This window comes from Curtobacterium flaccumfaciens, assembly GCF_018598405.1.
In the GTDB taxonomy this organism is placed as follows: domain Bacteria; phylum Actinomycetota; class Actinomycetes; order Actinomycetales; family Microbacteriaceae; genus Curtobacterium; species Curtobacterium aurantiacum.
The window spans coordinates 71,561-90,747 of sequence record NZ_JAHEWS010000016.1; the positions used below are offsets into that span (position 1 = coordinate 71,561).

General features: G+C 72.1%; 18 protein-coding genes. 5 read left to right on the forward strand and 13 right to left on the reverse strand.

Annotated elements, in window-relative coordinates; genetic code table 11:
* Positions 1-181: 181 nt before the first annotated feature.
* The 3 genes from KK097_RS11595 to KK097_RS11605 all read right to left on the reverse strand — a co-directional run bounded on the left by KK097_RS11595 (position 182) and on the right by KK097_RS11605 (position 2,646).
* On the reverse strand, positions 182-1,480 hold the full coding sequence (locus tag KK097_RS11595; protein WP_214530751.1) for an NAD(P)/FAD-dependent oxidoreductase: 1,299 nt from the start codon (positions 1,478-1,480) through the stop codon (positions 182-184).
* Positions 1,481-1,584: 104 nt separating this feature from the next.
* Positions 1,585-2,133 (reverse strand): dihydrofolate reductase family protein, encoded by a 549-nt coding sequence (locus tag KK097_RS11600; protein ID WP_214530750.1) that lies wholly within the window; start codon positions 2,131-2,133, stop codon positions 1,585-1,587.
* Between the two features lie 21 nt (positions 2,134-2,154).
* Entirely contained in the window at positions 2,155-2,646 is a 492-nt protein-coding gene (locus KK097_RS11605) for a hypothetical protein (protein WP_214544877.1), read from the reverse strand.
* Between the two features lie 82 nt (positions 2,647-2,728).
* Between KK097_RS11605 and KK097_RS11610 the strand changes: the two genes are divergently transcribed.
* Positions 2,729-3,502, forward strand: a complete 774-nt coding sequence (locus tag KK097_RS11610) for an alpha/beta fold hydrolase (protein ID WP_214530748.1) — start codon at positions 2,729-2,731, stop codon at positions 3,500-3,502.
* Complete coding sequence (locus tag KK097_RS11615) at positions 3,499-4,296, forward strand: esterase/lipase family protein (RefSeq protein ID WP_250896670.1); 798 nt, start codon at positions 3,499-3,501, stop codon at positions 4,294-4,296. Before KK097_RS11610 ends, KK097_RS11615 begins: the two co-directional genes overlap by 4 nt.
* 88 nt (positions 4,297-4,384) lie before the next feature.
* Here the strand turns inward: KK097_RS11615 and KK097_RS11620 are convergent, their stop codons facing one another.
* The 3 genes from KK097_RS11620 to KK097_RS11630 all read right to left on the reverse strand — a co-directional run bounded on the left by KK097_RS11620 (position 4,385) and on the right by KK097_RS11630 (position 7,544).
* On the reverse strand, positions 4,385-5,392 hold the full coding sequence (locus KK097_RS11620) for a LacI family DNA-binding transcriptional regulator (RefSeq protein WP_214544878.1): 1,008 nt from the start codon (positions 5,390-5,392) through the stop codon (positions 4,385-4,387).
* A 98-nt stretch (positions 5,393-5,490) separates the two neighbouring features.
* Positions 5,491-6,519: a Gfo/Idh/MocA family protein gene (locus KK097_RS11625; protein ID WP_214544880.1), complete on the reverse strand. Its 1,029-nt coding sequence runs from the start codon at positions 6,517-6,519 to the stop codon at positions 5,491-5,493.
* Positions 6,516-7,544 carry a Gfo/Idh/MocA family protein gene (locus KK097_RS11630; protein WP_214544882.1) on the reverse strand — a complete coding sequence of 343 codons (1,029 nt, stop codon included), beginning with the start codon at positions 7,542-7,544 and terminating at the stop codon, positions 6,516-6,518. Before KK097_RS11630 ends, KK097_RS11625 begins: the two co-directional genes overlap by 4 nt.
* Before the next feature lie 98 nt (positions 7,545-7,642).
* Here KK097_RS11630 and KK097_RS11635 point away from each other — a divergent pair, with 98 nt between their 5' ends.
* Together KK097_RS11635 and KK097_RS11640 are read left to right on the forward strand one after the other, a co-directional pair.
* The gene (locus KK097_RS11635) at positions 7,643-8,272 is read left to right on the forward strand and encodes an SRPBCC family protein (RefSeq protein ID WP_250896671.1); all 630 of its coding nucleotides are present in this window, start codon (positions 7,643-7,645) and stop codon (positions 8,270-8,272) included.
* Positions 8,269-8,940 (forward strand): DUF4166 domain-containing protein, encoded by a 672-nt coding sequence (locus KK097_RS11640; RefSeq protein ID WP_214544884.1) that lies wholly within the window; start codon positions 8,269-8,271, stop codon positions 8,938-8,940. Before KK097_RS11635 ends, KK097_RS11640 begins: the two co-directional genes overlap by 4 nt.
* Here KK097_RS11640 and KK097_RS11645 read toward each other — a convergent pair.
* Positions 8,930-9,586 carry a CatA-like O-acetyltransferase gene (locus KK097_RS11645; RefSeq protein WP_214544885.1) on the reverse strand — a complete coding sequence of 219 codons (657 nt, stop codon included), beginning with the start codon at positions 9,584-9,586 and terminating at the stop codon, positions 8,930-8,932. The two genes, KK097_RS11640 and KK097_RS11645, sit on opposite strands and share 11 nt — an antisense overlap.
* A 41-nt stretch (positions 9,587-9,627) precedes the next feature.
* Between KK097_RS11645 and KK097_RS11650 the strand changes: the two genes are divergently transcribed.
* The gene (locus tag KK097_RS11650) at positions 9,628-10,185 is read left to right on the forward strand and encodes a YbaK/EbsC family protein (RefSeq protein ID WP_214544887.1); all 558 of its coding nucleotides are present in this window, start codon (positions 9,628-9,630) and stop codon (positions 10,183-10,185) included.
* Here the strand turns inward: KK097_RS11650 and KK097_RS11655 are convergent.
* The 6 genes from KK097_RS11655 to KK097_RS11680 form a co-directional block, all read right to left on the reverse strand.
* On the reverse strand, positions 10,166-10,534 hold the full coding sequence (locus tag KK097_RS11655) for a VOC family protein (protein ID WP_214530741.1): 369 nt from the start codon (positions 10,532-10,534) through the stop codon (positions 10,166-10,168). The genes KK097_RS11650 and KK097_RS11655 overlap by 20 nt on opposite strands.
* 19 nt (positions 10,535-10,553) lie before the next feature.
* Positions 10,554-14,405: an ATP-dependent RNA helicase HrpA gene (gene hrpA / locus KK097_RS11660; RefSeq protein ID WP_214544889.1), complete on the reverse strand. Its 3,852-nt coding sequence runs from the start codon at positions 14,403-14,405 to the stop codon at positions 10,554-10,556.
* A gap of 39 nt (positions 14,406-14,444) precedes the next feature.
* Entirely contained in the window at positions 14,445-16,277 is a 1,833-nt protein-coding gene (locus tag KK097_RS11665) for a thioredoxin domain-containing protein (RefSeq protein WP_214544891.1), read from the reverse strand.
* 91 nt (positions 16,278-16,368) lie between these two features.
* Positions 16,369-16,899, reverse strand: a complete 531-nt coding sequence (locus KK097_RS11670; protein ID WP_214544893.1) for an AAA family ATPase — start codon at positions 16,897-16,899, stop codon at positions 16,369-16,371.
* Positions 16,900-16,903: 4 nt separating this feature from the next.
* Positions 16,904-17,971: an NAD-dependent epimerase/dehydratase family protein gene (locus tag KK097_RS11675; RefSeq protein ID WP_214544895.1), complete on the reverse strand. Its 1,068-nt coding sequence runs from the start codon at positions 17,969-17,971 to the stop codon at positions 16,904-16,906.
* Between the two features lie 53 nt (positions 17,972-18,024).
* Positions 18,025-18,885, reverse strand: a complete 861-nt coding sequence (locus KK097_RS11680) for a sulfurtransferase (protein WP_214544897.1) — start codon at positions 18,883-18,885, stop codon at positions 18,025-18,027.
* Between the last annotated feature and the right edge of the window lie 302 nt (positions 18,886-19,187).

Below are 19,187 nucleotides of genomic sequence, written 5' to 3' on the forward strand. Positions count from 1 at the left end.
ACGCGTCGGCGCCAGCCCCGCGCACCACGCCCCGGCCGGGAGGCCCGTGACCGGCCCGCACCGCGCCTCCGGGCCGTCGCGTCCCGCGTCCACCGCACGCACACCGTGAGCAGGAACGGTCGGGTCCGACGTGCGGACCCGACCGTTCCTGCTCACGAAGCGAGCGTGCGAGCGTGCGTGACTACTCGGCCTTCTGCAGCTGCCAGGGGTCCGGCTCGCGGTCGCCGTTCGGGCGGACCGGGCGGACGTCGCCGACGATCGGGATCGAGCGCTTCCGCATGAACCACACGTAGCGGACGAAGAAGTGCGTCAGGGTCGACATCCGGTTGCCGGCGCCGAGCAGGCTCGTGATGTGCACGAACACCCAGGCGAGCCAGGCGATCGGGCCGACCATCGTGATCCCGCCGCGGAGCTGGGCGACCGCGGCGTTCGTGCCGATGGTCGCCATCGTGCCCTTGTCGAAGTACTTGAAGCGCTCGGTGGCCTTGCCCTCGAGCAGGCGCACGATCTGCCGTGCGGAGTGCCGGCCGCCCTGCAGCGCGGGCTGTGCGAGCTGGGCGAGGGCGTCGTCCTGCGCGGCGATGTCGCCTGCCGAGAAGATCCGCTCGGCACCCTTCACGCTGAGGTCGTCGTTCACCTGGATGCGACCACCGTGGGTCTGCGGCAGGCCCCAGCCGGAGACCTCCTTGTGGGCGGCGACGCCGGTCGCCCAGACCACCTGCGACGCGGGGATGAACTCGCCGTCCGCGGTCATCACGCCGTCGCGCTTGACCTCGGAGACGCCGGTGTTCAGCCGGAGCACGACGCCGCGCTTGCGCAGCACCTTGGCGGCGTAGCGGCGCAGGCGCGGGGCGAACGGCTTGAGGAGCTCACCGCTGCGGTGCACGAGGGTGATCGAGATGTTGCCGCGTTCGATCTCCGGGTACGCGCCGACGAGCGCCTGGTCGCGGAGCTCGGCGAGGGCGCCGGCCATCTCGACGCCGGTCGCACCGCCGCCGACGATGACGATCCGGATCTCGTCGGGGCCCTGGTTCGCCGCCGCTTCCTCGAGGCGGGTGAACAGCTCGTCGCGGATGCGGAGCGCCTGCGAGCGGGAGTACATCGAGTACGCGTACTCGTACGCCCCCGGGGTGCCGAAGTAGCTGGTGTTCACGCCGTTGGCGAGGATCAGGTAGTCGTAGTGCAGGTGCTCGCCGTCGGACATCTCGGCGATGCGCTCGTCGGTGCGGATGCCGGTGAGCAGGCCGTGACGGAACTCGGCGTTCGACTGGCGGGCACGGAGCGAGCGCAGGAAGTACGTCACGTCGCCGGCGTTCAGGCCACCCGTCGCCACCTGGTACATCAGGGGCTGGAACATGTTGTAGACGTGGCGGTCGACCAGGGTCACCCGGACCGGCGCATCGGCGAGCTCGCGCATGGCGGCCACACCGGCGAATCCACCGCCGACGATGACGACGTGCGGGCGGGTGTCCTGGGTCATGCTTGCTCCGGTGTTCCTCGGGTGCGTGTGGTCACCCACGAGGGTACGCGCGGTTGGCCGGGGCGCATGACGGGTGCGGGGCCGGGAGGCCCGTGGTGCGTCCGTCAGGCGTCGAACCGCCCGTAGGTGTTCAGCACGTTGCCCTTGCTCGTCACGGTGCTGTCGACCAGACGCAGGCGCGTGGGCGAGTCGGTCGGTTCGAACAGTCGCCGGCCACGGCCGGCGATCGCCGGGTGGATCATGAGCTGCAGTTCGTCGAGGACCCCGGCGAACAGCAGGCTCCGGACGAGGGTGACACTGCCGCACACGGCGATGTCGGCGCCGTCGCGCTCCTGCAGCTCGCGGACGAACGTCGGGACGTCACCGGGGATCCGGGTGCTGTTCTGCCAGGTCAGGTCGTCGCCGAGCGTCGTCGACGCCACGTGCTTCTCGATCGGGTTGATCCACTGGCCGAACGGATCGTCGGCGTGGGCGGGCCACCACTCGGACCACTCCAGGTAGCTGTTCCGCCCCAGGAGCACGGTGTCGGTCCGGGTCATCCAGGCAGTCATCGCCGCGCCGAGCTCGTCGTCGAAGCTGTCGTACTGGAACTCGTAGGGGTCCTGCACGACGCCGTCGACCGACGTGAACAGACCGGCAGTGGTCTTCCGCATGCTCCGGATCGTACCGCCGGGTCAGCTGCCCGTGCCGGAGTCCGTGCTGCCGTCGCTGGTGCCGTCGGTGCTGCTGCCGGGGGCCTGCCCGGTGCCGTTGCCCGGGAACCGGTTCGTACCGGGCACCTGGGTCGTCGACTGCGACCGGTCCGCCCCGATCGCGTGGCCGACGGCGAACCCGACACCACCGCCGACGAGCAGTGCTGCGAGTCCGACGATCGCCGCCAGCAGGGGCCAGAACCACGGCGGCTTCGGGCCTGGGCTGCGGCGGTCGGTCGCAGTTCCGGCGCCGTACCAGGGCGTGGTGCCGTTCGGGGCGGCGGAGTCCCAGGCACCCGGGGTCCTGGCGCCGGCGTCCGCGCGCTGCTGCTGCTGTTGTTGCGGCGCGGGGGCGTCGAGCGTGGAAGTCGACGTCGGGGTCGGTGCGGCGCCCCAACCGGTCGGCGTCGTCGCCTGGGGAGCCCGGTCGGAGCCGTCCGGCTGGTGGCCGTTGGTGGGAGTGGTGTCGCTCATGTCAGGAGTGCACACGGCCCGGCTATGTGCAGCCGATGACGAGGCTGACCCGGTGCTGCGAACCGCCGCGTAGCCTCGGCTCGTGCGCGCTGCTGTGGAGACCGTCCGGATCGACGGGTTGCCCGTGCGCCTGCACACCATGGCGTCCAGAGAACCGCTCCGAGACGGCACTGACCCCACCGTCGTGTTCGTCCACGGCATCGGGATGTCCCACCGGTCCTTCGCCCGGTCACAGCGTGCCGTCGCCGCGACCCACCACACGATCAGCGTCGACCTGCCGGGGTTCGGCTGGTTGCCCGCCGCCGGGCGCCGGCTGTCGATCGAGGAGCTCGGCGACGTGGTCGTGCGGGCCGTCCGGCACCTGGTCGACGGCGATCTGGTGCTCGTCGGGCAGTCGATGGGCGCCCAGGTCGTGGTCGAGTCCGCGCGGCGACACCCCGGTGCGGTCGCCGGGATCGTGCTCGTCGGGCCCGTGATCGCGGCGGAGCGGCGCTCCCTCGCCCTGCAGGCGCTCGACCTGGGCCGCGACGGGTTCGTCGAGGGTGTCCGGATGAACGCGGTGCTGGTCACCGACTACCTGCGGAGCGTGCGGCAGTACACCCGGGAGCTCCGGCCGATGCTCCGCTACCCGACCGAGCAGACGATCACCGAGGTCACGCAGCCCGTCCTCGTCGTCCGCGGCACCCAGGACCCGATCGCGCGGCACGACTGGTCGGCCCGGGTCGCCGCCGCGGCGCCGAACGGCACCTTCGTCGAGCTGGCGGGGCCGCACCACGTGCAGGAGCGGCAGCCGGCCGCGTTCGCACGGCTGGTCGAGACGTTCCGCGGCGCCGAGCGCCTGGAGGGGCTGCGATGACCCGGCCGACCACGTCGGGGACGGGGGCTGCGCGGACGGAGCAGACCGGGCCTCCAGCCCGTGTCCCACTGGTGCGACGCGCGTGGTGGGCCGCACTCGACTGGGGGTACGCGGCCAGGTGGCAGGTGCGGAGCCTCGGTCCGACCACCGCGGACGACTACCGGACCGGCGACGGGCAGGCCGTCGTCGTGGTCCCCGGTGTCTACGAGACCTGGCACTTCATGCGGCCGCTGATGGACGCGCTGCACGACCGGGGGCACCCGGTGCACGTGCTGCCGGTGCTCCGGCACAACCTGCGACCGGTGCCGGACTCGGCGCGCGAGGTGGTGGCGTACCTGCGGGAACAGGACCTGCGGAACGTGCTCGTGCTCGCACACAGCAAGGGCGGGCTGATCGGGAAGTACGCGATGACGCAGCTCGACCAGCACGAACGGATCGACCGGATGGTCGCGGTGTCCACGCCCTTCGCGGGCTCGGTGTACGCGCGGCTCGCGCCGGTGCCGCACCTGCGGGCCTTCCGCGCGGCGGACCCGGTGATCGCGGGGCTCGCGCGGGAACTCGACGCCAACGCGCGGATCACGTCGGTGTACGGGGTGTTCGACACGCTCATCCCGGAGGGCAGTGAGCTCCGGGGTGCGACGAACGTGCGGCTTCCGGTGGGTGGGCACTTCCGGATCCTCGGCGACGCGCGGACGCGGTCGGCGGTGCTGGCGGCGGCGGACCCGCGCGGCGACGGCGGCGGGGGCTCTGGCGGCGGCGGGGGCTCTGGCGGCTCTGGCGGTCTTTCGCGCTGAGCGACAGATCACGGGCGCGCGACCGCGTGACGTGTCGGTCAGCGCGAAACGGCGTCGGCGGTCAGCGGTCGCGGGCGGCGGTCACCGCTCAGCGGTCGCCGACGCTCGCGCGCTCGACGATGCGGTGCGGCACGACGACGGTCTCGGGCGGCGCGCCACGGTCGGCGATGCGCCGGGTCAGCAGGTCGAGCGCCGCCGTCGCGAAGGCCCGCCGGTCGAACGACACCGTGCTGAGCGACGGGATCGCGTACGCGGCGCCGTCCACGTCGTCGAACCCGATGACGCTGACCTGCTCCGGCACCCGGACCCCGCGGGCGGCGAGCACGTGCAGCACGCCGAACGCGATCGAGTCGGTGAAGGCGAAGACAGCGTCGGGCAAGGGGTGCTCATCGAGCCAGGCCGCGAAGGTCGTCGCCGCCGAACTCGTGGTCCACGACGGCAGCGGGACCCGGAGCGACGGGTCCGGGGTGATCCCGGCGGCGGCGAGGGCGGCGCCGTACCCGCGTTCTCGCAGTTCGCTCGTCGCCGTCGCGGCACCCTCGGGTGACGCGCCGACGATCGCGATGCGCCGGTGCCCGTGGGCGATGAGGTGCGCGGTGACCTGCTCGGCCGCCGCGCGGCTGTCGACGTGCACCTGGTCGACGTGCTCGGGCTCGACCTCGCCGATGACGACCGTCGGCGGCAGCCCCTCGGTCGAGGCCAGAACGCTCGCGCTGAGCGACACCGGGTTGAGGATCAGCCCGTCGACCAGGTGTGCTCGGGCACGGGACACCAGTTCGCGCTCGCGGGCCGGGTCGTTGGCGGTCTGCTCGAGCTGCACGACCCAGCCGCGTTCGCGGGCGAGTTCCACGAACGACTGTGCGAGCTCGGCGGAGTAGGCGCTCCCCATCTCGGGCAGGGTGAGTGCGATCGCCCCGGACCGGCCGTTGCGCAGCCCGCGGGCGGACAGGTTCGGCACGTAGTCGAGCTCGGCCACCGCGCGCTCGACGCGTTCGCGGGTCTCCGGGCGCACGACCACGCCGCCGTTGACGACGTTGGAGACGGTCTTCGGGGACACCCCGGCGAGGGCGGCCACGTCCCGCACGGTTGCGCGCATCGGGTCGAGCGTAGCGCGGGGCAGCGCGGCGCAGTGCGGGTGCGCTGTGCGGGCGGCGGCGGTGCGGGTGCGCTGCGCGGCGGCGGTGCGGCGCGGGCTCAGTCCGCGACCTGCACCGGGACCGTCCGGCCCGTCCGCACCGACTCCTGCGCGGCCAGCACGATCGACAGCGTCCGGAGCCCGACCCCGACGTCCGGCTGCGGCTGCTCCCCGGACCGCACCGCCGCCAGGAACGTCCGGAGCATCGGCAGGTCGTGGTCGGGCCCGTACCGGAGCTCGATCGGCCGGCCTCCGACGGCGTCGAGCCCGCGAGCAGCCGCCCCGAAGAAGTCCACCGACACCGTGCCACCGGTCCCGGCGACGTCGAGCGTCACCCCGCCCCACACGGGCGACGTGTCCGGTCGGCTCCACGAGCAGTCGATGGCCGCGATCGTGCCGTCGTCGTACGTGATGGTCACCAGGCCCGCGGTCTCGGCCCCCGCCCGGTCCGCGTGCAGCACCCGGTTGGCGACGGCGGTGACGGACACCGGCGTCGCCCCGGTCAGCCCGTCGATCAGGTCGGCGACGTGCACGACGTGGTCGACGAGCGCCCCGCCGCCGCTCAGCCGCTCGTCGGTGAACCAGTCGCGGGCGAGCGGGAGCATGCCGTTGTTCGCGCCGCGCACCGAGAACACCGTGCCGAGTGCTCCCGAGTCCCGCATCGCGCGCAGCCGGTCGAACGCCGAGGCAAAGCGCACCGGGAACGCCATCATCAGCAGCACCCCGGCACGGTCGACCGCCTCGCGGATGGCGAGACCGTCCTGCCACGAGGTCGCGAGCGGCTTCTCGCAGAGCACGTGCGCGCCGGCAGCGGCCGCGAGTTCGACGAACTCGCGGTGCCGAGCGTTCTCGCTCGTGACGATCACCGCGTCCGGGCCCCACGCGAGCAGCTCGTCCACGGATTCCGCGTACCCGGCGCCCAGCGCGCGTGCCAGCTCGGCTCCGCGCAGGTCGCCGAGTTCCGTCCCCGTCGAGGCGCCGCCCGGGTCCGTGCCGCGCACCTCGACGTCGGCCATCGCGGCCAGGGCGCCGAGGTAGCTGATGGCGTGCGTGTGGGCGAAGGAGAGCACCCCGACCCGGAGCGTCACCGCGACACCTCCACCGGCTGGCCGGACTCGATCGAGGCGATCGCCGCGTTCGCGATGCGCACCGCAGCGACGCCGTCGTCCACCGTCACCCGGGGCGGTGCGCCACCGTCGAACGCGGCGAGGAAGTCGGCGAGCTCCAGCGCGTACGGATCGTCCGCCGGGTCCACCGTCGGCAGGAAACCATCCACGGAAGCGGGTGCCGCGAGGTCGCTCCGGGTGTCCTCCTCGGCCCGGGACGAGTGCGACAGGCTGCCGAGCGTCCCCGTCACCGAGTACTCGGTCGTGAAGGCGAGGTGCTGCGGACCCCACAGCCCGGCGACGTGGCTGATCGCGCCCGACTCGTGGGTGAGCAGGACGTGCGCCGCCTCGACCGGCTCCGCCTCGGAACCCGCGCGGACGCTCACCGCCGACACCCGGGTCACCTCGCCCGCCACCCAGCGGGCGATGTCGAGGTCGTGGATCATCTGGTCCATCACGATCCCGCCGGACAACGCGCGGTCACCGAACCACGGGACGTGGGTGGGGAAGGCGCCGGACCGTGAGAACCGCAACACCGCCAGGTCGCCCAGGAGGCCCGTGGTCGCGGCCTCGTGCAGGCGCGCGTACGCGGGGAACCAGCGCACCACGTGGGCCGGGAAGAGCTGCACGCCAGCGTCCGCCGCGCGGGCTGCCAGGTCCGCCGCGTCCGCGTCGGACCGGGCCAGGGGCTTCTCGGAGACGACGTCCTTGCCCGCCGCGATCGCCGCGCGGACGACCTCGGCGTGGGCGTGCGTCGGGACCACCACGTCCACGACGTCGACCGCGGCGAGGAGCTCGTCGAGGCTGTCGGCGACGGTGATCGTGCTGCCCTCGGCCCGGGCGGTGTCGGTGAACGCGGCGACGAGTTCGTGGGCGCCCTCGCGAGCGTGCACCACCACGTCGCCCAGGCGGAGCAGTCCGGGCAGGTGTGCGACGGAGATGCCGCCCGCGCCGACGAGACCGATGCGTTTCCGGGCGAGGGGCTCCGACCCCGACTGCGACGTCATGGGGTCAGCGTAGGAGATGCGGTGGAACGACGGGTGCGACAGCAGGGACCGGTCGCACAGCGGAGACCCGTTGCCCCGTGGGGTTCTACGATCGGGGTGTGGGCAACCGGGGCATCTACGTCGAGACGATCATCGACGCGGACGTCGAACGGGTCTGGGCTGCGACGCAGGATCCGCGGCAGCACGTGCGGTGGGACGTCCGGTTCTCGGAGATCGTCCCCGAACCGGCCGACACCGACGGAGCCGCCCGCTTCACCTACGTCCGGCGGTCAGCCGTGCACGACGTCCACGGCACCGGTGTGAGCATCGGCGAGCGACGCCGGTCGGACGGCACACGGACGTCGGCACTGCGCTTCTCCACCCGGGACCCCCTGTCGCCGATCCGGCACGGCCGCGGGTACTGGAAGTACGTCCCGACCGACGACGGCCGCACCCGGTTCATCACGGGGTACGACTACGACGCCGGGTGGGGTGTGCTCGACCTCGTCGTCCGGCCGCTGCTCGGGTGGGCGACGGCGTGGAGCTTCGACCGGCTCCGCGTCTGGCTCGAGGGCGGTGGTGATCCGGAGGGCTGGCCGCTCACGAGTGTGCTGCAGGTGTGGCGCCGGGACCGGCCACGGGCCTCCCGGTCGTCCCGCGCACCTCGTGGCGGCACCCGACGGGGCGACCACCTGCACGATGCGCCGGCGACGCTGGCCGCCCTGCCCGACCCGGGGGAGCACCGATGAGTTCCGTGTTCGAGGAGGCGCTCGGCGCCGACTTCCAGCGGTTGCACCCGATGATGCAACGGCGGTTCGGCGTCGGCCTCGACGCTGCCGAAGCGTGCATCGGGCGCGGGGTGATGACGTCGATCCGCCGCGGTCCGTGGTGGACCGTGCCGTTCCTGCAGATCGGACGGCTCCGGAACATCCTGGTCCCCGACGTCGGCGACGACGTGCCGTTCACGATCGAGAACTACCCGTACCGGGATGCGCACGGCCGCGAGACCGTGACCTTCGTGCGCACCTACACGACCCGGCCTGGTCGCACCGCGCGTTTCGACGCCACCATGGTCCTCGCCGACGGACGGGTGCTGGACTACCTCGGTTCGCACCAGCACCTCGCGGTGGACCTCGACCTCGAGGTCGACGACCGGGGCGGGCTGGTGCTCACCTCGGAGGCCCAGCGCTTCTACGAGGGGCCGATCGCCTTCCGGTTCCCGATGCTCTGCAGCGGCCGGGCCACGCTGCACGAGTACTGGTCCGACGAGGACGAGTCGTTCCACGTCGACCTCGAGGTGCGCAACGCGCTGTTCGGGTTCCTGTTCGGCTACCGGGGGACCTTCACGTGCGAGTGGGTCCCGGCGACCGACGCCCCCGAGCGGTTGAAGCCCCGGCGGACAGAACTCAGGACCTGAGCCAGGACGGGTCGGCGAAAAGCTCCTCGAGCTCGTGCAGAAACCGGGTCGTGTGGAAGCCGTCGGCAGCGGCGTGGTTGATGTGCAGCGCCAGCGGCAGCAGCGTCCGGTCGCCCGCGGTCCGGTACCCGCCGAGCGTGATGATCGGCAGCAGGTGGTCCCAGCCGTCGCGCACCTGGAGCGAGAAGCCGGTGAACGATGCTCTCGGCAGGGTCGACACGTCGAACACGTTGCTGGGCCGGTCGTCCTGGGGGAACATCCGGGTGTCGTCCCGGTACTCCGCCATCGTCGACACCGCAGCGTCGTGGAACGTGCTGAAGTCGTCGTCGTAGGGCACGACGAGGGCGGAGAACGTCTCGGTGTCCGGGTGGAACACGGTGAACATCGGGTGGACGCGGTCCCACACGGCGGGGGAGCCGTCGTCCAGCAGCTGCATCCGGAACTCGTCGTGCCGGTTCACCACGGTCGCGATGGCCCAGAGCTGCGACGGGTAGGTCCGGCGGCCAGTCGCTCGGACGCGTTCGACGAAGGCGGTGACGTCGAGCTCGACGGTCACCTCGTACGCGCACGGCACCCGGTGCCGGTAGTGCTCGAAGTGCTCCCGGCGGGGCCACTGGTCGACGTCGATCGCCCGGAGTTCGGTCATGGCTCCACCCTCGTGCGGGATCGCTTCCCTACGGTGGAGCCATGCCGACGCTCGAACGTGTTCCCGCCCTGGTCGCCACCGGATTCCTGGCCATCCCCGTCGCCGAAGCCCTCGTCACGTTGCCGAGCGAGGTCGTCATGAAGATCGAGGGCGCACCGATCGACGCCGACCTGGCCGATACCGCAGCCTTCTCGGAGGCCTACGGCTACCCGCTGGCCGGGGGCGCGAACTGCATCGTCGTCGCAGGGAAGCGCGGCGACGAGGTCCGCTACGCCGCCTGTGTGGTCCTGGCATCGACGAAGCTCGACGTGAACCGCGTCGTGAAGCAGCTGCTCGACGTCCGCAAGGCGAGCTTCGCGCCGATGGACGAGGCGGTCGAGTTGACCGGCATGGAGTACGGCGGCATCACCCCGATCGGGCTGCCGTCGTCGTGGCCGCTCTACGTCGACGCGCGCGTCCTCGATGCCCCCGAGGTCGTCATCGGCGCCGGGCGTCGTGCCGCGAAGCTGTTCCTGCCCGGCGCCGCCCTCACTGCGCTGCCGAACGTCACCGTGGTGGAGGGCCTGGCCACCGAACCGGTCAGTCCGACGGACGGATGAGGCAGAACGGGTGCCCCGCGGGATCGAGGTAGACGCGGAACGTCTCCGTGCCCGACCCGGTAGCCGTCGCACCGATCGCGAGCACCGCGGCCTCGCCGTCGTCGAGGTCGTCGACCTTCACGTCTAGGTGACTCTGCTGCGGGACCGTCTGACCGGGCCACTCGGGCGCCCGGTAGTCGTCGACCTGCTGGAAGGCCAGGATCGGACGGTGGTCGGTGAAGGGGAGGGCGATCTCCGCCCAGTCCTCGTCGTCGCCGACGATCTCCCCGCCGAGCAGCTCGGCGTAGAAGCGGGCGAGGGCGCGGGTGTCCGAGCAGTCGAGGACGACGACGTCGAGTGTGCCGATCATGGCCGAAACGGTAGCCCCATCAGCGTGCGGCGGTCAGGGCCTTCGTGATCCGCTGCAACGAGACGGTCTCGGCGGTCCCGAGTTCCTGCGCGAACAGGCTGAGTCGGAACTCCTCGAGCATCCACCGGGCATGCACGAGCTCGGGGTGCGCGCCGACGGCGGGCGGGAAGTTGCCGCCGGCGTCGGTGTAGCGGTCGGTCGCCACGGTGACCTCGCGCATCCAGGTCGCGTCGCGCCCGGGGTTCTGCAGCAGCTTCTGCACACGGGCCTCGATGCCCTGCAGGTACACGCGGACACGGCGCAGGCGGTCGAGCCCCGCCACGGCGACGAACCCGGGGAACACCAGGCGCTCCATCTGCTGCCGCATGTCGCTGAGCGCGGCGAGCAGCGACATCGAGTTCGCCTGCTTGAGCGCCCGTTCGGCTGAGCGCTGCGCCGCGAGGACGGCCGCGACCTCGGACACCGCGGTGAACATGGTGTCGACGACGGTGGAGGACACGGCATCGCGGACCGACTCGAACTCGGCCTTCGTGAAGACCAGGCCGTCCGGGTGCGCGCGGCGGATGCCGGCGTCGACGACGGCCGCCAGGACGTCGTCGAACAGTGCGGCGGTCGACGGGTAGGGGCTGGCGGCGAGCGCGAGCTTCTCCTTGGCGGTCAGGTGCGACTGGATGTACGACACCGGCGAGGGCACCGCGTGCATCACCAGGCGACGGACCCCGGCTGGCATCGTCACGATCCGGTCGGACGGGGTCGCGAGGAGCTGCACCCCGACGGTGGCCTTCGGACCGGTGCCCTCTTCCACCAGGGACGGGTAGGCGCGGATGACGCCACCCGCCTGCTTGGTGTCGAGGGTCTGCGGCAGGTCCTGGTCGGGCCAGGCGGTGAGCCCGGACTGTTCCAGCGGGCGACCGGCGCCGGCGGATGCGACGCGAGCCGCGCCTCCTGTCCGTCCCGCGCCCTTCGCCGTGGCGGAGGCGACGCTCTGCTGGGTCCGGTCCTTGAGCTTGGTCTGCAAGGCCGACAGGTCCTTGCCGGTCTCGACGCGGCGACCCCGCTCGTCGACCACGGCCCACGTCGGCAGCAGGTGTGCCGGGACGCGGGACAGGTCGAAGTCCGATTCGGAGACCGGCACGTAGGTCATGCGCTGGATCGCCTTGGCGAGCGTGGCGCGGAACGACTCCGTCGGCTCGGTGGGGGCGTCGTCGGGCAGCTCGGCGACGATCTTCTCAGCCCAGTCGGCAGCCGGCACCACGTTCTTGCGGATCTGCTTCGGCAGCGACTTGATGAGCGCCGTGACGAGTTCCTTGCGGAGGCCCCGGACCTGCCAGTCGAAGCCCTCTTCGCGCATCCGGGGCAAGAGCGCGAGGGGGACCTGCACGCTGACGCCGTCGTCCTGGGCGCCGGGCTCGAAGCGGTACTGGATGGCGAGGCGCTGGTCACCGCTCCGCCACTGGGTCGGGTACTCGACGTCGTCCTCGGCGGCCTCGGCCGCTGATTCGTCGAGCAGGTCGGACCGGCGCATCGTGAGCAGGTCCGGCTGCTCGCGGCGGGTCGTCCGCCACCACCCCTCGAAGTCTCGGGTGGTGGCGACGTCGGCCGGGATGCGGGCGTCGTAGAACTCGTAGACGTTCTCGTCGTCGAGCAGGATGTCGCGGCGCCGAGTGCGCTCCTCGAGCTGCTCGAGTTCCTTGCGGAGCTTCCGGTTGGCGCGGTCGAAGGACTGCTGCGAGTCCCACTCGCCCTCGACCAGGGCATGCCGGATGAAGAGCTCGCGGGAGTGCTCCGGGTCGATCCGCGAGTACTGCACCCGACGTCGCTGCACGATCGGGACGCCGAACAGGGTCACCCGCTCGTACGCGACGACGGCGCCCTGCTTCTTCTCCCAGTGCGGCTCACCGTAGGTGCGCTTGAGCAGGTCGCCGGCGAGCGGCTCCACCCAGGCGGGGTCGATCCGGCCGACGGTCCGGGCGAACAGCCGACTGGTCTCGACGAGCTCGGCGGCCATCACGGCGTCGGGCTGCTTCTTCGCCAGGACACTGCCCGGGAACACCACGAACCGGGTGTTCCGCGAGCCGAGGTAGTCGCGCTTCTCGCGGTCGCGCAGCCCGATCTGGCTGAGGAGTCCGGAGAGCAGCGCACGGTGCACGGCGTCGCCGTCGTCGGAGCGGGCCTGCCCCACCCGCACGTCGACCTGCTTGGCGGCGCGGGAGAGCTGCCGGTACAGGTCCTGCCACTCGCGGATGCGCAGGTAGTTGAGGAACTCGGCCTTGCACAACCGTCGGAACGCGCTCGACGACAGGTCCTCCTGCTGCTCCTCGATGTGGTTCCAGAGGTTCAGCAGGGTGAGGAAGTCGCTGGTCGGGTCGGCGAACCGGGCGTGCAGCTGGTCGGCGTGCGCACGCTTCTCGAGCGGGCGTTCGCGGGGGTCCTGGATGCTCAAGGCGCTGACGATGGCGATGACCTCGCGCCCGACGCCCTGCCGCCCGGCCTCGAGCACCATGCGACCGAGGCGGGGGTCGATCGGCAGCCGGGTGAGCTGTCGCCCGGACTTCGTGATGCGACCGTCCTTGTCGACGGCTCGGAGTTCGCGCAGCAGGTCGAGGCCGTCCTTCACGCCTCGGCTGTCCGGCGGCTGCAGGAACGGGAACGACTCGATGTCACCGAACCCGAGCGAGATCATCTGCAGGATCACCGCGGCGAGGTTCGTGCGGAGGATCTCGGGGTCGGTGTACTCGGGACGGCGACCGAAGTCGTCCTCCGAGTAGAGCCGGATCGCGATGCCGGCGCTCGTGCGGCCCGCTCGACCGGAGCGCTGGCTCGCGCTGGCCTGCGAGATCGCCTCGATCGGGAGGCGCTGCACCTTGGCGCGTGGGGAGTACCGGGAGATGCGCGCCGTGCCCGTGTCGATCACGTACTTGATGCCGGGCACCGTCAGCGAGGTCTCGGCGACGTTCGTGGCGAGGACGACACGACGGCGGATGCCCGGGGTGTGCCGGCGCTCGAAGACCCGGTGCTGGTCGGCGGCGGACAACCGTCCGTACAGCGGCAGGACCTCGGTGCCCGGGTAGCGCTTGCCCTCGATCGCGTCCTGCGCGTCGCGGATCTCGTTCTCACCTGACAGGAACACGAGGACGTCGCCCGGGTCCTCCTGTGCCAGCTCGTCGAGGGCGTCGGTGATGCCCTGCAGCGTGTCGCGGTCGTCGGCCGCGTTGCCGCTGTCCCCGGTGCGCGAGTCCGACTCGTCGTCGGCGTCGTCGTTCTGGTCTTCGGCGACCAGCGGGCGGTACCGGATCTCGACCGGGTAGGTGCGGCCGGACACCTCGATGATCGGGGCGTCGTCGAAGTGCTTCGAGAACGACCCCGGGTCGATCGTCGCACTCGTGATGATGAGCTTCAGGTCGGGGCGACGGGGGAGCAGCCGCTTCAGGTAGCCCAGCAGGAAGTCGATCGTGAGGGACCGCTCGTGCGCCTCGTCGATGATGATCGTGTCGTACCGCTTCAGGTCGCGGTCGAAGTGGATCTCGTTCAGCAGGATGCCGTCGGTCATCAGCTTCACGCGGGTCTCGGAGCTCACCTTGTCGGTGAAGCGGACCTGGTAGCCGACGAGTCCGCCGAGTTCCCCGCCGCCCAGTTCTTCCGCCACACGTTCGGCGATGGTCCGCGCCGCGATCCGGCGGGGCTGGGTGTGCCCGATGTGCTCACGACCGAGCTCGAGGCAGATCTTCGGCAGCTGCGTCGTCTTGCCCGAGCCGGTGGCCCCGGCGACGATGACCACCTGGTTGTCACGGATGGCAGCCGCGATGTCGTCCCGCCGCTGCGAGACCGGCAGTTCGGGCGGGTACGTGATGACGGGCAGCGGAGAAGACATGAGCATTCCAGGATACAGGCGCGCCGGGCGGCTGGTGCGTCAGGCGATCTGCTGGGCCAGGGCGTCAGCTGACCGGGACGGCAGTTCGCACACCCGGTCGTGGCAGACGTACGCGGCAGGGTCGAGCACGTCGCGTCCCTCGAACAACGAGAACCCTTCCGCGGCCCAGTCGCGAGCCTGTTCCGGGGTCGCGGCGACGACGACCGTGCCGGGGCGCCGACCCCGGAACGCCACGGCCCGCATCGGGTCGTCGACGTCGCTCGTGACGACGACCACCTCGCGTGAGGGTCGTTGCAGGGCGAGGGCGACGCCCAGGGCATCCGCATGGCCGAGGGGGCGCTCGGTCCCGGTGCGGGCGCGGTCGGCGACGAGTCGTGCCGCGGCGACCCGCAGTGCCTCGTCGCCCGTCAGCGCCCCGAGCGTCGCGGCGGCCGACGCCAGCGCAACGGTGCCGGACCGCATCGCGGTCTGCGGCTGTTCGCCCGTGGACGTGCCCGCGGCGGCGAGCACCGGGTCGACGTCGAAGCGCTCGGCGAGTCCGTCGTCGACCAGCGAGCGCGCGACGATCGCGTAGCAGGCCTCGCCCGTCGCCAGCGCGAGCTCGAGCAGCCCCTCGGCGAGCAGTCCGACGTCCTCGATGGTGGCGGGCGCGGAGGACGCCCCGCGCGGTGTGCTGGACCGCACCGTGACGTGGGCGTCCTGCACGTGGGCGGCGAGGACCGCGTCGGCGGCGCCCCGTGCGAGCGCGACGAGTTCGGGATCGCCGTGGCGTGCGCCGGCGATCGCGAGGCCCCGGACCGCCAGGCCGTTCCACCCGGTCAGCACCTGGTCGTCGAGCGGTGGCGGGTCGAGCTGGGCACGCTCGGCGAGCGGCCGGCGGTACCACTCGCCCTCGACCCGACGTCCGTCGATGGTCGACTCGCTGTCCTGCGCAGCGACGAACGCCCCGTCGTCACGTCGCAACGTGTCTCGGAGGAAGTCGGCGATGCCGCGGGCCTGCTCGGCCCCCGCGACCGCGAGCAGCCCCGCGTTGTCGTAGAGCATGCGCTCGTAGTGCGGCACGCTCCAGTCACGCTGCGTGGCGTACCGGAAGACACCGCCGTCGGCGTCGGTCAGCTCGGACGCTCGGATCGCGTGCAACGAGCGGTCGAGCAGGCCGTCGGCCTCGGCGTCGCCGTCGGCCGCCACGTCGGCGAGGAACTCGAGCAACGGCGTGCTCGGGAACTTCGGTGCCCCACCGAAACCACCGTAGGTGGTGTCTTCCGCCTGGGACAGCTGGTCGACGACCGCCCGGATGGCGTCGACCGTCGGGAGGCTCGGGTCGGCTCCGTCGGTGCCCTCGCGCGAACGGGCAGTCGCGTCCGCCTCGGCGCCCTGCCGGATCGCCGTCGCGATGGCCGAGGCGTTCGCGTCCACCTCGTGCCGTCGCTGGGTCCAGGCGTCGAGCACCGCCGCCAGGATCTGCCGGAACGCCGGGACCTGCCCGACCGGGGAGGGCGGGAAGTACGTCCCCGCGAAGAAGACGTGCCCGTCCGGGGTCAGGAACGTCGTCAGTGGCCAACCGAGTTGCTGTGTGAACGCGCTCGCCGAGGCCATCAGGCTCGCGTCGACGTCCGGCCGTTCTTCGCGGTCGACCTTCACCGACACGAAGTCATGACGGAGCAGCTCGCCGATCTCCGGGTCCGCGAAGCTCTCGCGGGCCATCACGTGGCACCAGTGGCACGTGGCGTACCCGACCGACACCATCACCGGGACACCGCGCTCGCGGGCTTCGGCGAAGGCCTCGGGACCCCACTCGCGCCAGTCCACCGGGTTGTCGGCGTGCAGACGCAGGTAGGGGCTGACCGAGGTGCCGAGGCGGTTGTCGTTCATGGCTCCAGCGTGCCCGCCGGCGACTGGGCGGACCACCGCCCGAGGACATCTGTGGACGGGACGGCCGTTCTGCACAAGCCGCGCGGGGAGGTCAGCGCTCGAGCCACCCCGTGATCGACGCGAGCTGGACGGCCACCTGGGCGGGGCTCTGGCCGTCGGTGTCCACCCGGGTGACCGTGTCCGGGGTGGCCGAGTCGAGCCTCCCGGCCGTCCGCGTGCTGTGCGCGAGCTGCGTCTGCGGGACCTCGCCGCCTGCTCGTCGTGCGAGCCGGTCGGCAGTCGTGTCGTCGGATGCGCGGAGCAGGACGACGCGCACCAGCGGATCGTCGCCCATCGCCGCAGCGAGGCGCTCGTGCTCGAGCACGGACACGGTGTTCGTGTAGATGAGTCGGTGGTGACCGATCGCCCGGTAGCCGGCCCAGATGGCGGCCAGGTTCCGCTCGGCCAGGTGCGCCTCGGGGTGTTCGACGTGCGGTGCCGGGTGGGCGAGGTCGAGCAGGTCGCCCTCGATCACCGCGTGCCGGACGTCCGCCGCGACGAGGAGGTCGTGCAGCGCCTCGGCCGCCGTTGACTTGCCCACCCCGGAGCGTCCGCCGATGAACAGGACCTCGGACCGGAGCACCGTGTCAGCCCAGGTTGAGGGAGAGGAGTGCGAGTGCGGCGTCCTCGGGGCCGTAGTCGAACATGTGCTCCCAGAACGGGTCGTCGGCCCACGGGACGTCGCCGTCGGCGGGCGTCGTGTGGGCGGTCTCGACCAGCCATGCCAGTTCCGGGACGACGGCGGCCCGGAACTCCGGCGGTTCCCAACCCAGCGCCCGTGCCGCGGTGGTGTCGAGGACGAACGGCGACGGCGAGGACCAGGGTGTGCCGCCGACGAAGGCGGGTGCGTCCTCGTCGAGCAGGACCTCGTCGAACCGGTGGTCCAGGTGGCCCGCGATCGTCCGGGCGATCTCGAGCACCGTCAGGGCCGAGGCGTCCGCGACGTTCAGGATCCGGCGGTCCGGCGCGTCAGCGACCAGGCGGACGAGCGACCCGATGCCGCTCGCGGCCGTCGTGTGGTCGACGCCGCGGCCCTTGTCGGCGAACAGGACGCGCTCGCGGCCGTCGAGCACCCGGCGGACGACGAACCACTCCCGCGGGCGGCCGATCCCGACGCCGTAGACCTTCGACGGGCGGAGCACGGTGACGGGTGCGCCGTGGTCGAGGAGGACCTGTTCGGCGGCGACCTTCGCAGCGCCGTAGCCGTCACGGCTCGTCGGGTCGCCGTCGCCCGCTGTGACGGTGGGCTGGATCTCGGTGACGGCCCCGCCGAACATCGGCTTGTCGAGCGAGTTCGCGTGCCGGCCCTGCTCGTCGGCGTAGACGGCCTTGGACGAGACGAAGACCGTCGAGCCGACGTCGTCGAGGAACGGCAGGAGCTGCTGGGCGTCGTCGCGGGTCAGGCCGACGGTGTCGACGAGCAGGTCGGCTCCGGGGCGCAGCAGGTCACGCAGGACGGAGCGGTCGCGGCGGTCGCCGGACGTGAACGTGCCGCCGGAGGCCGTCAGTGCATCCGCGGCGGGGCCACCTCGGCGTGCGAGGACGTCGACCTGCCACTCGTCGCCGCCCCGGCCCGAGGCGTCGAGGAGTTCACGAGCGACGGCGGAGCCGATCCCGCCGGTGCCGCCGAGGATGACCGCGCGTCTGGTGCTCATGGTGCAACGGTAGTGCGGCTCGACTGCCGGTCCTCGCTCGGCCGGCCGTGCCGTCAGGAGGCGAGTTGCTCGTGCTGCCACCAGTCGGCCAGCGAGCCGTCGTAGACCTTCACCCGGTCGTGCCCGAGCACCGTCAGCGCGAGGGCGTCGACGCACGCGGCGCTGCCCACGCCGCAGTACGTCACGATCTCGTCGGCACCGATCACGGCTGCGAAGGCCTTCTCGAGTTCGGCGCCACGCAGGTACGCGTTCGTCTCAGGGTTGACCAGGGTGTCCGCGGTGATCGGGGTGCTGCCCGGGACGATCGGCGGGTGGTCGCCACCGAGGGCGGCCCAGGGCGCGGCGAACACCAGGGAGGCCGGCTCTTCGCCCGAGACAGCACGGGTGACGCGGTCGTGGTCGGCCCAGAGTGCGCGCTCTTCACCGGCGAGGAACGCACCGGCGTCGGGGTCGGTCGGCCCGGCGGGCGTACGGAGTGCGCCGACCCGCACCGGACGGCCCTCGTCCCGCCACTTCGGGAAGCCGCCGTCGAGCACCGCGACCGAGTCGAAGCCGAACGAGCGGAAGATCCACCACAGCCGTGCCGACCACTCGCCGACGCTGTCGTCGTAGACCACGACCGTCGACGTGTTCGTCACGCCGAGCTGAGCCGCGGCGGCCTCGAATCGCTCGGCGCCGGGGCGGGTGAACGGGACGTCGGCGTCCGGCGCGGAGAAGTCGTCGATCAGGTCGGCGAAGCGGGCGCCGGGGACGTGGCCGCGCTGCTCGTGGGCTTCCCGTCCGGGCAGCCAGGTGGTCTCGAACCCGACCCCGACCGTGTGCACCGAGGCGTCGAGCACGACGAGCTCGTCAGCACCGATGTGGTCTGCGAGCCACTGCGTCGACACGAGTGGTGAGGTCAGGACGGGGGCCATGCGGGCCACCATAATCTGCACCCCTGACGTGGGCCAGTGTCGTGGACACACGGCGCAACCGGGGGTGCGGGCGGGGTGCGTGCGGGATGCGCTGCCGACGTGGAACGACGGTGTCGTCGTCGTACGACATCGACTCGGTCGTACCCGCGCGCGTGCAACTGGTGGGGCGTGCACGGAGCGACGATGTCGCCGTCGTACGACGACGACGATGTCGTTCGGCGTCAGTCCCCGCCGCGGCGCACTGACACTGGCGCTGCGCTTCGGCGCTTCGGTGCTTCGGCCCGTTCCGGTTCCGCCGGGGC